The organism is Clostridium sp. CTA-6, assembly GCF_054768115.1.
The window spans coordinates 130,333-144,062 of the sequence record NZ_BAAAAU010000001.1; the positions used below are offsets into that span (position 1 = coordinate 130,333).

The window sequence follows — 13,730 nt, forward strand, 5'->3', positions numbered from 1 at the left end:
GATTTTATATAAAAGGATTAGTTAATCACAGATTTTATATTATATCCATATTTTATATAGTAAAAAATAATTGAAGGTGTGCAATGAAGAAAAGATTTGGAACAGTTCTAAATTGTATTGATGGTAGGGTTCAGATTCCTGTGACAAATTGGTTGAAAGAAAACTTTGATGTGGATTATGTAGATTTAATTACAGAACCTGGAATAGATAAGGTGTTATCTCAAGGTCAATGGCTTGAAATTGAAAGGTTAAGAGAGAAAGTTATAATTTCAATAACAGCCCACAATTCTAATGTAGTTGCTGTGGTAGGACATTATGATTGTGCTGCAAATCCTGTTAGTGATTGCAGGCATTTTCAGGAGATAGTAGTATCCACGTATGTAGTAAAGTCATGGAGACTTCCAGTTAGAGTAGTTGGTTTATGGGTAGATGCGTTTTCATGTGTACATGTTGTCAGTATATAAGTTGCAAATATCTATGATGTATAGAAAATAATTAAATGAATTTAAAAAGATTATAAATTTAAAAGGCAGCTTTTGAGCTGCCTTAATCATTTAATATTTAAAATTTATACAGAAATCTTGTATACTATATTTTACAAAAAAATATTGGCTGTTGCATTTACAATGTTAGCACCAAAATATTTAGGTAATGTAGGTAAATATCATGCAACCAAAAATACTGAAGGTAAAAAGGTTGAAAATAGACCACTTACAACTCAAGAAAAAAGAAGATGTACTGCAATGTTTATAATGGTTGCAATATTATTCCTTATGAGAAATAGACTTCATCACATGATGACAGATGAAGATCTTGAATTAAAAGATTCAGCAAACCTAAATGTTTAATTAAAATAGAAAATAAGAATAATTTTAAGTAATAAAATAAGTCTTTAGTAAGAGATGTTGCTTTGTAGAAGAAAAGGTTGAATTCATTGAAAAATATATCTAGATGTTATATGATAATGAATACAATCATTAATTTGTGAAAAATTGTATAGACAAGTATTATAATATTGTATTTCATATTATGGAGGGTAATTATGTACGAATCAAGGGAAAATTATTTAGAAACAATTTTAATATTAGAAAATAAAAATGGAAGTGTAAGATCTATTGATATTGCAAAGGCACTTGATTTTAGTAAACCAAGTGTTAGTCATGCAGTAGGTTTATTGAAAAAATCTGGACATATTAATATAGATAGTAAAGGATACATTAATCTCACTGATATAGGCCGTAAAAAAGCAGAAAGTATATATGAACGTCATCAGATTTTGACTAAATTTTTTGTTGAAACAGCAAAAGTATCTGAGGAAATAGCTGAAAAAGATGCTTGCAAAGTTGAACATGTAATTAGTGATGAAACTTTTCAAGGGATTAAAGAGTTTATGAAAAAGTGATAAGAAAATGACAGAAATTTTTTGTGCTTTGGATTATGTGCTTTTATTAGCTGATCATAATGATCCAGAGAAGCATAAGCATTGGGCAAAGCATTTACTTATTAGTTTAAAGGGAAATTTCGATTGTTTAATTGAAGGTGAAAAAATTAGTTGTGAAGGAATTATGATTTTATTGAAAGCAATGGTATGTATGGTTTAGTATATATATTTGATGAAACCACAGATATATCTAAAAAAATGGAAGAAACATATTTAAATGAAACTCCTTATTACATTTTCAAATCAGATACTGTAGAAGAGATGAAAACAATTTGGAATGATAGTATGGGAAAGACAAGGGATTTTAAAAAGATAAAAGAGAATTATTCTACATGCATAACTTTAACGAGATGTTTGATAGAATTTTAAATGATAAACCTAAAATTAATATATTTAGCTGCGAATTAAATTCTAAATCTTTAAAAAAGGAGTGGACAACATTTGGATGAAAGCAACTTAGAGCAAAATTATTTTATCTTTGATGGAATTACAACAATTGTAGAGAGAGATAATGATGATTATCGAACTGTTTATAAGATGAATTGTCAGAAAGGATCTGGATTTATAACTGTTTATCAGGTTTTCCCAGGAATTAAACTTCTTTATAATGAATTTGATGCTGTAAGCTGCTATTGTGGGAAACAATCCTGTGATAATATTATGGAAATTAATTATTGTTTAGAAGGAAGATTGGAATGTGAACTTCAAAATGGATTGTATTTATATATGGGGGAAGGAGATTTTTCTGGTTTTATGATGAATAATCACTCCATAACAACAGGATTTCCCCTTAAATATTATAGGGGAATTTCCGTAGAACTTCATATTGATGAAGTAGAGCATATACTTCCTACAATTATGAAAGAGATGTCTATTGATATCTGGGCATTAAAGGATAAACTTATTTGTAAAAATCAATATTTTATTATAAGAGCAAGAAATGAAATTGAACATATTTTTTCAGAGCTTTATTCAGTTCCATTATCAGTCCAAAAACCTTATTTTAAATTAAAGATTTTAGAGCTTCTTTTGTTTTTGAGCAAAATAGATGTTCATAAAGAAGATGATCAAAAGCTTTACTATCCTAAACAACAGGTTGAAATCATAAAGAAAATTCAGAAACAGATAACAGAACACCCAAAACGAAGATACACTATTGATGAACTTGCAAAAGAACATGGTATTAGCAAAACAACCTTAAAAACATGCTTCAAAGGTGTTTATGGAACTTCTATTGCAGCTTATATGAAGAAATATCGTATGGAGTATGCAGCTGTATTGCTTCAACAAACTAGGAGTAGTGTTGCAGATATTGCGGTTAAAGTGGGATATGAAAATCAGAGCAAATTTGCAGCAGCTTTTAAAGAAATTGTGGGAATAAGCCCTATGCAATATCGAAAAATAAATGTCTGATTGGAGCTAAAGCTGACTCTTAGGAGTTGGAGCACAGATTTAAAAAATGCTAAAATAGACTTAGTTAGTTAGAACTAACTAAGTCTATTTTTTATCCTCTTCTATAGCCATTATCTAATATATTTAAGATAAGTGGAGGTAAGCAGAGGAGGATGATTTTTAATTTTCAAGTAGAGTTAAAAATCTATATAAATATTAGAAACTTATTTATGATATAAGGAGCGTGATTTTTAATATGGAAAATACAAAAGTTGAGTCCCCTATTTCTAGACTTAGGGAATTTGCAAAACCACATAGAGCTAGTTTTATAGGCTCTGTGTTACTGGCTATTATTGGTGTGGCATCCGGGATGATTCCTTATTTTGCTGTAGCAAATATGGTGGTTAAGTTAATTGGAGGAGAAAAGAATATTTCTTACTATGGTTTTTGGTGTGTTTTAGCAGCTGCAGGATTAATTTTAAAGACCATTTTTATGAATTTATCTACAACTGTTTCTCATACAGCTACTTATGCTACTTTAGAGGAGATTAGACTCAGATTGGTTTCAAAACTTTCTAGAGTGCCTATGGGATATATTATAGAAACTCCCTCTGGTAAATTAAAAAGTATTATTGTAGATCAGGTAGAGAGTATTGAGTCTACTTTGGCTCATTTAATTCCAGAGATGACATCAAATCTTTTGGTGCCTATAGCTATTGTTGTATACATGTTTATTTTAGACTGGAGAATGGCATTTGTATCTTTTATTACACTGCCAATAGGATTTTTGTGTTATAAGGGTATGGCCAAGGATTATGAAAAGCGATTTAGTGGTTTTGTAGCGGCAAGTAAAAAAATGAATACTACAGTTATTGAGTATGTAAATGGAATTGAAGTAATAAAAGCCTTTAATCAATCTGCAAATTCTTATGAAAAATATACAGATGCAGTAACAGGGAATGCAAACTATGCGGTGAATTGGATGAAGGATTGTCAGGTTTTTATGTCTATGTGCTTTACAGTATGGCCTGCAGTTTTGGTATCAGTATTGCCATTTGGATGTTATTTTTGTATGAATGGAAGTCTCACAATTCCTGTATTTATTACTATAGTGATATTATCTTTGGGAATTGTAGAACCAATACTTTCAGCTATTAGCTTTACAGATAGAATTGGACAAATAGGAACAGTTGTAGGAGATGTATCTAAGCTGCTTGACGCTCCTGAACTTGAAAGACCTACTAAAGAAAAAAATTTAAAGGATTTAACTATTGAATTAAAAGATGTAAAATTTTCTTATGATAAAGAAAGTCAAATTTTAAATGGTGTTAATCTTAGGATAAATCCCGGAATTGTAACAGCTTTTGTAGGACCTTCCGGTAGTGGAAAATCTACAATTACAAAGCTTATTGCAGGGTTTTGGGATGTAACAGAGGGTAGTATTAGTATAGGAAATATAAATATTAAAGAAATTCCTCAGAAACAGCTTATGGAACAGATTGCTTATGTATCTCAAGATAACTATCTATTTGATGATACCATAAGGGAAAATATCCGTATGGGAAAAACTACTGCAACAAATGAGGAGATAGAAGCCGCAGCAAAAGCTTCTGGCTGTCATGAGTTCATTATGAAACTAGAAAAGGGATACAATACTGTAGTTGGTGGAGCAGGAGGACATCTTTCAGGAGGAGAACGCCAAAGGATTGCAATTGCAAGGGCTATGCTAAAAGATGCTCCTATTGTTATTCTAGATGAAGCTACTGCTTATACAGATCCTGAAAATGAGGCTATTATTCAAGAATCAGTAGGAAATTTAGTTGTAAATAAGACGCTAATTGTAATTGCTCACAGACTTTCAACAGTTATAGATTCTGATAAATTAGTGGTAGTTAAAAATGGGAAAATTGTGGCAGAAGGAACTCATAAACAGCTTTTAGCTGACTGTAAATTGTATCGTAGCATGTGGGAAGCTCATGTAGATGCAAAAGATGAGGCATAAGGAGGGATAAATATGATAAATACATTTAAAAAAATATTTGACTTTTCAGGAGATAATAGAAACACATTAAAAAAATCTGTAGTATTTAGTGTAATTCATTCTATATTTGATTTTTTACAACTTCTAGCATTAGCAATTGTATTAAATGGGCTTATTAGTGGGATAACAGAAAAAAACATGTGGATGTCTTTAGGCATTATGCTTATAAGTATTGTCGGAAAAACTATTTCTAGTTACATTTCTCATTTTTCTCAAACTAAAGTTGGTTATTTTATGTGTGCAGATAAGAGAATTCATATAGGGGATCAAATGAAATATTTGCCTATGGGATATTTTAATAGTAATAGCCTTGGTAGTATTACATCTTCTGTAACTACTACAATGGGAGATATAGAAAATAATGCACCTATAGTACTTACAAAGATTCTTCATGGGTTTATTCATGCTGGGGTAATTATGATAGGTATAACAACTTTTGATTGGCGTATTGGATTAGTAGTATTTATGGGAATTATTCTTTTTGTATGGGCAAATGCTTTGTTGCAAAAAAAATCCCATGTAAATTCTCCTAAAAGACAGGAAGCTCAGGCAAAACTTGTAGAAGCTACATTGGAATATGTACAAGGTATAAGCGTAGTAAAAGCTTTTAATATGGATGAGAATACAAATAAAAAGATTGACCAAGCTATAAAAGAAAGTAGAGAAGGAAATATTTTATTGGAAAAAACCTTTATTCCTTATACTGTTTTACAGCAGCTGGTATTGAGGGTTAATAGTGTAGCTGTTATATTTATTGCTATTTTGTTTTATGTAAATGGAACCATGGAACTTTTCAAATGTCTTCTTATGGTAATTTCAGCTTTCATGATTTATGGGCAATTAGAGTCAGCTGGTAGTGTATCTGCATTGCTTAGAATGTTGGATGTTTCCATGAATAAAGTAGATGAAATTGATGCAATTCCCGTTATGGATATTGATGGAAAAGGTATCGTACCACAGAACTATGATATAAAGTTTAACAATGTGAGTTTTTCTTATGATGATAAAAAAATACTTAAAAATATCAATCTAAAAATTCCAGAAAAAACTACTACTGCTATAGTTGGACCTTCTGGAAGCGGAAAAAGTACTCTTTGTAATTTAATTGCAAGGTTTTGGGATGTAACTGAAGGTAGCATTACAATAGGTAATAGAGATATTAAAGAATACACATTAAACAGTCTCCTTAAAAATATTAGTATGGTGTTTCAAAATGTTTATCTTTTTCAAGATACTATAGCCAATAATATTAAGTTTGGTAAAACTAATGCTACTATGGATGAAGTTATAGAGGCAGCTAAAAAAGCCTGCTGCCATGATTTTATTAAATCACTTCCTAATGGCTATAATACTGTGATTGGCGAGGGAGGATCTAATATATCTGGAGGAGAGAAGCAAAGAATTTCTATTGCTAGAGCCATTTTGAAGGATGCACCAATAATTATATTAGATGAAGCAACTTCTAATATAGATCCAGAAAATGAAAGTCGCCTCCAAGAAGCCATAGCAGAACTTACAAAAGATAAGACCATTATTATGATTGCTCATAGATTAAAAACAGTAAAACAGGCAGATCAGATTATTGTTCTGGATAATGGTAATATAGTTCAAAAAGGTACACATGATGAATTAATTAATAAACCAGGTATTTATGCTAATTTTATTGGGGTACGTAAAAAGGCTATTGGGTGGAAAATTGTTAGTTAAATAAATTATTTTTCATCTATTGACTGTTACATTGTGTAATAGTGTATATGATATTCATTAAACTTAAATTGGATGTATAAATCAATAGTAAAGCAAATACGTCAATTAAGATTTTAAATCTTAATTGACGTATTTACTTTTAAAATTTTATTAAAACATAATATTACAAATAAAATTTTTGAATTAAAGGTTATATTTTCTAATACGATAATATTTTATGGAAATGTAATGTAATCTGGAAAGGAGTTATATTAATGGTGAAAATTCAATATGATAAGATTTTTGGGGAACAAATTTCTAATTCTTTTAAAAATAGAAAAAATAAAGCTACGGAAAAACATGATGAAAAAAATAAAGTTTTTGATATTAAAAAATTTTCTTCAAATAATAAGAAAGTTAGAGCTCATAAGTATTTTTTAGAAGGTAATGTAATAAAATTATATCTTGTAGAAAATGGAATGAAAATAAAGTGCCTTAAAAGAATTGCTTTAAAAGATGCAGATGCATCAATTTTAGCTCAGATAGAGAACGTGAGTCCAGAAGAGTTACGTGTAATTGTTCAAATGCAACAAGATGAAAGGAAAAAAGATGAAAATAAAAAAAATGAAGCTGAAGAATATAGTATTTATGATACTAAAAGCTATTTGAGAAATTTAAAGTGATTTATTAGGTGCATACATTATAAATTTTTATGATAAGACTTTTATTCATAGTTATATGTTTCCAAAATGCTATAGTATTTTAAATGGTAAATATCTATAAAAAGTTTAAGTATTCAATTAGATATAGCGATATATATAATATTATAAAAAATATTTTATATGAAATGGGTGTTCAAAATATGGCAAAAATAAGTTTAGATAATTTAATTAGTAAAGTTGAAGATATGCCTATTCTACCGGATGGAATAAATAAGATAATATCTCTTGCGGAAGATCCTTACTCTACAGTACAGGAATTGGAAAAGGAAATATTAACTGACCAAAGTCTTACATCAAAAATATTGAAATTAGCTAATTCAACCTATTATGGATATGCTAGAAGAATTGATACTGTATCAGAAGCAGCTGTACTTTTAGGTGCTCAAGCAATAAAAAGTTTAGCTCTTGCATCAGCAGTAAGTGAATATCTTGTAAAAGAACTTCCGGGAGGATATGGTCTTGAGAAATATGAGCTTTGGAATCAATCTCAAAGCTGTGCTATAATAGCAAGATTTATAGCTAAAAAATTAAAATATCCTAAAGCTGAACAAGCTTATGTTGCAGGTCTTTTAAGAGATATTGGTAAAACTATATTAAATTATTATGTAGCTAAAGAATATCAAACAATAATAAATAAAGTAGATGAAGAGGGAAAAACTTTTGTAGAAGCAGAGGAAGAGATTCTTGGATTTAATCATGGAGAAGTAGGAGCTAAAATAGCTGAAAAATGGAATTTTCCATTATCTTTAGTAGAGAGTATTCGTTATCATCATTCACCAGAATTATCAAAAGAAGATCCTAAATTAGTTTCTATAGTACATATAGCGGATTCTATTACTATGATGTTAGGTGTAGGTGTTGGAAACGATGGATTATCTTATAAATTTTCAGATTTTGCCCTTGAAACTTTAAATATAAAAGGAGAAGTTATTGAAAGTATAATCTGTGAATCAGTAGATTACTTAAATGATAACGATAGTTTTAATATTATTTAAATATTGAAAAAGCTATAATATATTGCTGATGCATGATACAGATTACATAAATAATCTTTTAGATTATAATATTGATTTAACCTTAACTGGACATAGCCATGGAGGATAAGTGCATATACTCTTTTATGGTGGTGTGGGAAAAACTTTGTATGCAATAAAATGAGTAATTAAAAATAAGCCTAGGAACAAAAATTATAATTTTATTCCTAGGCTATTTATATATTCTAAAGTAAAGTTAAATATTATGCAAACATCTAAAATATAATTTTTATTGAAATTATTATTTTAGATAGTTAGTATTTATTAAATACCTTTTGCTAAAGAATGACTTAAATTAAGTTTTTCTTTAAATACAAATCTGTAAGCTTGAATTATTATTGTAGGTAAAGCAGCTAAAATATAAATATATATAAAGTGTTCTATATTAAGGGGGCTAACCTCAAATAATGCTTTTAAAGGATCAAAAGCTAAAACTAAATTTAATAAAAAGAATCCTGTAGAAAAGGCTATCCAAGTATATTTGTTGGAAAATAACCCTATTTTAAAAATAGAACTGTTAGAACGACAATTGAATCCATGGAATAATCTACTTAAGCATAAAGTAGCAAAAGCCATAGTTGCTGCTAAGTTTTCACCATAACCTTTTAACCCTATATGAAAGGCTACCATGGTGAATATTGTTATTAATATACCTTCACTTAGAATACCCTTTAAGAAATCTTTAGAAAGTATAGGTTCATCTATATTTCTAGGCTTTTCATTTATTAAATCATTTTTAGTTTGTTCAACCCCAATAGCTATAGCTGGCAAGCTATCTGTAAGTAAATTTATAAATAAAAGGTGAACAGGAGCAAAAGGCACAGGTAAAGCAAACAGTGAAGCATATAAAACGGATAAAATACCAGCAGTATTTCCAGAAAGTAAAAATCTAATGGCATTTTTTATATTGCTATATATACTTCTGCCGTTAGAAATAGACTTAACAATGGTTGCAAAATTATCATCTGTTAAAATCATTGAAGCTGCGTCTTTAGATACTTCTGTACCTGTTATACCCATTGCAATACCTATATCTGATTGCTTTAATGCTGGAGCATCATTAACGCCATCCCCAGTCATAGCCACAATTTTTCCTTTTTCTTGCCATGCTTTTACTATTCTTATCTTGTGTTCTGGAGAAACTCTAGCATATACAGATATATTTTCTACTCTATCTTTTAACTCTTCATCACTAATTTTATCTAGCTCTACACCTTCTATAGCTTCATCATTATTTCTTAGTATTCCTATTTGAGAGGCTATGGAGGAAGCAGTTATTTTATGGTCACCAGTTATCATTACTGGTTTTATACCTGCGTGTATACATTGTTTAACAGCTTCAAAAGATTCTTTTCTTGGAGGATCAATCATTGATATTAAACCTAAAAATATATAACTATCTTCATCTTCCATAGAAAGTTCAATATCTTCTTTTATTTCTTTATAGGCAAAAGCTAGTACCCTTAATCCCTTTTGTGAAAACTCATAATTTACACTTTCAACTTTTTTCTTATCTTTATTCGTAAATTCCTTTATACCTTCAGAAGTTCTTATGTATTTTATCCTTTTAAGGAGAACATCTACAGCACCTTTGGTAATCATAAGGTATTGTCCATCAATTTTATGAGAAGTACTCATAAGTTTTCTATTTGAATCAAAAGGTAATTCTGAAAGTCTTGGATAAGTTTTTCTTAAATCTAATTCATCTAATGAATAGTTTTTACCTAATTCTACAAAAGCTATTTCAGTAGGATCACCTATTTTTTTATTCTGTTGCACAGTAGAATCATTACATAAAATTGAAGATTTAATTAAAAGATTTTGTACAGAATTTTTTAAATCAAATTCATTCGACTCAAATATTTTATTGTCTATATAGATTTTTTCTGTTTTCATTTTATTTTGAGTAAGGGTGCCTGTCTTATCAGAACATATTACTGAAACACATCCTAACCCTTCTACAGCTTTTAGCTTTTTAATAATAGCATTTTCAGAAGCCATTTTTTGAGTACCAATAGCAAGTACAATAGTAACAATAGAACTTAAAGCTTCTGGAATAGCAGCCACAGCTAAGGCTACAGCAAACATTAAGGAATTTAATACAGAAGATCCTCTATGTATGTCAAGTAAAAATATTAAAGCGGATATTACTAAAATTATCATCGCTAATTTTTTACCAAAATCATCTAGACTCACTTGAAGAGGGGTTTTCTTTTCTTGAGTATTCTCAATAAGTGAGGCTATTTTTCCTATTTCTGTATTCATACCAATACTAGTTACAACTACAGTAGCTCTACCATAGGTAACGAAACTACCAGAGAATACCATATTCTTTTGATCACCAAGGGCAATATCATTTTCAGATATAGTGTCTGCAGTTTTAAGAACGCTTTCAGATTCACCAGTTAAAGAGCTTTCATTAACTTGAATAGAGTAGTTTTCTATTATTCTTCCATCGGCAGGTACATAATCACCAGCTTCTAAAATTAAAATGTCTCCTGGAACTATCTCTCTAGATAAAAGTTCTATTTTTTTACCATCTCTTATTACTTTAGCATGAGGAGAAGATAGCTTCTTTAAACTATTTAGAGAATTTTCAGCTTTTACATGCTGAACTGTACCTAATATAGCATTAAGAGTAATAACAGCAAATATTACAATGGTGCTTTCTATATTTCCTGTTACCATAGAGATTATTCCAGCTATTATTAATATAATTACTAAAAAATCTTTAAACTGTTCTAAGAAAACCTTAAGGATTGTATCTTTTTTCTTTTCTACTAATTCATTGTATCCATATAATTCTCTTTGTTTTTTTGTTTCTTTAGAATTTAAACCATTTTTACTCACATTAAAGTATTTCATAGTTTCTTCAATAGATTTATGAAAATATTTTTCCATGAAAATTTCCTCCTTCTAGTTATAGATTAAAATGCTTAAAGGGTTAAAGAATTCATTGTAAAACATTACTAAAAGCACAGTACTAATAATAGTATCTATATTTTTAGGTTAAGGTTATATATTATTAAAAATTATTTTTATTTTTTAGCTTGGTTTTTTAATATAAAATTATAAATTACACTTATGTAAGTTTAATTTTTTATCCTCCTTAAATTAGATATTATTGGTAATATGAAGTCTCAAAATAATTTATAATTGCCTAGCAAATAAAAAAGACTTTTAATATAATTCTTAGAATACAAAAGAATTATATTAAAAGTCTTGCAACCAAACTTTGGTATATAACACCAGGCTAGAAAACTAACCGGGCATGTTGATGTTATATTTTATACTACTCCCTTTTAACAACATATAACAATATTAACTTAAATATATAATATAACTTTGCGGAGAGCTTGTCAATAAAATTACCAAATTTAGTTTGAAAAAATATATAATTAATTATTAATTTATTCAATCAATAAGCCGTGATATAATTATTAATGGTTATTAAAATAAGTCCACTTTTGAAAAATTTTAAGGGCAAATAATAATTATTATAAGTAATATAGTGTAGATATTGGCATTATTATAGGGAAAATTAAATAATTTTAATGGTTTTCAAACTAATAAATATTATAGCTATATAAGGTCAGAACTTAGTTATTTTTGGATTTTTATCAGTGCTTTTAGTAGTTTGAAGAGAAAAGATTATTTAAATAATAAAAATACAATATAGGGGGGAATTAATGTACAAGATAATGATAATAGAAGATGAAGAAAAAATAGCAAATATTATAAAGAAATCCCTTGAAAAATGGGGTTTTGAAACTTACATAGTAAAAGATTTCAATGACATATTTCAGGAATTTTTGCATATAAATCCTCAGCTTGTGCTTATGGATGTAAATCTTCCTGCTTATGATGGTTTTTACTGGTGCAGTAAAATCAGAAGTATGTCAAAAGTACCTGTAATATTTTTATCCTCAAGAAGTACCAATATGGACATTGTTATGGCTGTAAATATGGGTGGGGATGATTATATAACAAAACCGTTTTCTATTGAGGTACTTAATGCAAAAATAAATGCTATTTTAAGGAGAACTTATTCTTATAGAGATTCCAATATGGATGTTCTTGACTGTAAAGGTGCTATGTTATCCTTAAAGGATAATATACTTTACTATCAAGATAAAACTATTGAACTTACAAGAAACGAGTTTAAAATTCTTTATATATTAATGAAAGAGTATGAAACTATTGTGAGCAGAGAGGATATAATGCAGGAACTTTGGCAGGATGAAAACTTCATTGATGATAATACTTTAACAGTTAATATTAATAGGCTGAGAAAAAAGTTAAATAAAATAGGCCTTAATGATTTTATTAAAACCATTATAAATCAGGGATATGTTATAAAATGAGCTTTATTAAATATCTAAAAGAAAACATTAAGCTCTTAGCATTTTATATTTTCCAAATAATTTTTATATCATTAACTATATATTTTGATAGAAAAAATAGAGTTTTAACTTCTAATATTTTTTATATCATTTTTGTTTCTATGTTTATGTTTATTACTTATATTGCAATAGATTATTATAGAAAATACCAGCAAATTAAGAAACTTTTAGATGTTGAAGCTTCAGAGGATAAAACTCCCATTTTACCTAAACCTATAGACTGTAAAGAAGAAATATATTATTCAATAATAGATAGCCTTTATAATGATTTTATGGAAACTGTAAAAAATATAGAAAATGAATTTAAGGAAAATAAGGAGTTTATGACTGCTTGGGCTCATGAGATAAAAACTCCAATAACAACTTCAAAGCTTTTAATTAGCTGTGAAAAGCAAGGTCTTGATACAGAAAACTTAAAACCTTTGGAAGAAGAGATAGAGAAAATTGATGATTATGTTGAAAAAGTACTTTATTATTCAAGAAGTGATAATTTTTCTAAGGATTACACTATCTCAGAAGTTAATATAGCAAAACTAATAAAAGAGAGTGTAAAAAAACATTCCATTATATTTATAAAAAAACATATAAAATTATTAAATGAAGTACCTGAAGCTTTTACTGTGGATAGCGATAAAAAATGGATTCTTTTTATTATAGATCAGATTGTTTCAAATGCATTAAAATATTCTAATGTAAATGGTATTGTAATTTTTAAAACCTTAGAAAATGATAAAGAAAAAGTTTTAATTATAGAGGATAATGGTTTAGGAATTAAAAGTGAGGATTTAAAAAAAATATTTAATGATGCATTCACAGGTTACAATGGAAGAAATATTAACTTAAAGGCTACTGGCATGGGACTTTACCTTTCTCAAAAGCTAGCAAAGAAACTTAAACATCATATAGACATTAAATCGGAATATGGAAAGGGTACTAGTGTATTTATACACTTTCCCAAGTGGCATGATTATTATGATGTTACAAAAATGTAAGATGAACAAGAAAAATGTA

Annotated in this window: 13 protein-coding genes; 12 read left to right on the forward strand and 1 reads right to left on the reverse strand. The window is 28.4% G+C overall.

Annotation, left to right across the window (positions count from 1 at the left end; all coding sequences use genetic code 11):
- The first annotated feature begins 83 nt into the window (after positions 1-83).
- From ACYUDJ_RS00575 to ACYUDJ_RS00620, 10 genes are all read left to right on the forward strand, one after another.
- On the forward strand, positions 84-464 hold the full coding sequence (locus ACYUDJ_RS00575) for a carbonic anhydrase (protein WP_003486415.1): 381 nt from the start codon (positions 84-86) through the stop codon (positions 462-464).
- A gap of 162 nt (positions 465-626) precedes the next feature.
- Positions 627-848, forward strand: coding sequence for a hypothetical protein (locus ACYUDJ_RS00580; protein ID WP_242651481.1), 222 nt, complete (start codon positions 627-629; stop codon positions 846-848).
- Between the two features lie 194 nt (positions 849-1,042).
- Positions 1,043-1,402 (forward strand): metal-dependent transcriptional regulator, encoded by a 360-nt coding sequence (locus ACYUDJ_RS00585; RefSeq protein WP_043031857.1) that lies wholly within the window; start codon positions 1,043-1,045, stop codon positions 1,400-1,402.
- 7 nt (positions 1,403-1,409) lie between these two features.
- A complete protein-coding gene (locus tag ACYUDJ_RS00590; RefSeq protein WP_242867355.1) occupies positions 1,410-1,601 on the forward strand; it encodes a hypothetical protein in 192 nt (63 codons plus the stop codon).
- Positions 1,589-1,810 carry a hypothetical protein gene (locus tag ACYUDJ_RS00595; RefSeq protein ID WP_242867357.1) on the forward strand — a complete coding sequence of 74 codons (222 nt, stop codon included), beginning with the start codon at positions 1,589-1,591 and terminating at the stop codon, positions 1,808-1,810. Before ACYUDJ_RS00590 ends, ACYUDJ_RS00595 begins: the two co-directional genes overlap by 13 nt.
- Before the next feature lie 72 nt (positions 1,811-1,882).
- Positions 1,883-2,854 (forward strand): helix-turn-helix domain-containing protein, encoded by a 972-nt coding sequence (locus tag ACYUDJ_RS00600; protein WP_043031858.1) that lies wholly within the window; start codon positions 1,883-1,885, stop codon positions 2,852-2,854.
- Between the two features lie 235 nt (positions 2,855-3,089).
- Positions 3,090-4,835, forward strand: a complete 1,746-nt coding sequence (locus tag ACYUDJ_RS00605; RefSeq protein ID WP_043031859.1) for an ABC transporter ATP-binding protein — start codon at positions 3,090-3,092, stop codon at positions 4,833-4,835.
- A 12-nt stretch (positions 4,836-4,847) separates the two neighbouring features.
- Positions 4,848-6,581 carry an ABC transporter ATP-binding protein gene (locus ACYUDJ_RS00610; protein WP_003486402.1) on the forward strand — a complete coding sequence of 578 codons (1,734 nt, stop codon included), beginning with the start codon at positions 4,848-4,850 and terminating at the stop codon, positions 6,579-6,581.
- A 254-nt stretch (positions 6,582-6,835) separates the two neighbouring features.
- Positions 6,836-7,243 carry a hypothetical protein gene (locus ACYUDJ_RS00615; protein ID WP_043031860.1) on the forward strand — a complete coding sequence of 136 codons (408 nt, stop codon included), beginning with the start codon at positions 6,836-6,838 and terminating at the stop codon, positions 7,241-7,243.
- Between the two features lie 179 nt (positions 7,244-7,422).
- Positions 7,423-8,277 (forward strand): HDOD domain-containing protein, encoded by an 855-nt coding sequence (locus ACYUDJ_RS00620; protein WP_042385143.1) that lies wholly within the window; start codon positions 7,423-7,425, stop codon positions 8,275-8,277.
- 303 nt (positions 8,278-8,580) lie between these two features.
- Here ACYUDJ_RS00620 and ACYUDJ_RS00625 read toward each other — a convergent pair whose 3' ends face one another.
- Entirely contained in the window at positions 8,581-11,217 is a 2,637-nt protein-coding gene (locus ACYUDJ_RS00625; RefSeq protein ID WP_003486395.1) for a cation-translocating P-type ATPase, read from the reverse strand.
- Between the two features lie 788 nt (positions 11,218-12,005).
- On the opposite strand from ACYUDJ_RS00625, the gene ACYUDJ_RS00630 reads away from it, so the two are divergent.
- Both ACYUDJ_RS00630 and ACYUDJ_RS00635 read left to right on the forward strand, forming a co-directional pair.
- On the forward strand, positions 12,006-12,680 hold the full coding sequence (locus tag ACYUDJ_RS00630; protein WP_042385141.1) for a response regulator transcription factor: 675 nt from the start codon (positions 12,006-12,008) through the stop codon (positions 12,678-12,680).
- A gap of 146 nt (positions 12,681-12,826) precedes the next feature.
- Positions 12,827-13,711 carry a sensor histidine kinase gene (locus ACYUDJ_RS00635; RefSeq protein WP_242867359.1) on the forward strand — a complete coding sequence of 295 codons (885 nt, stop codon included), beginning with the start codon at positions 12,827-12,829 and terminating at the stop codon, positions 13,709-13,711.
- Positions 13,712-13,730 lie beyond the last annotated feature (19 nt).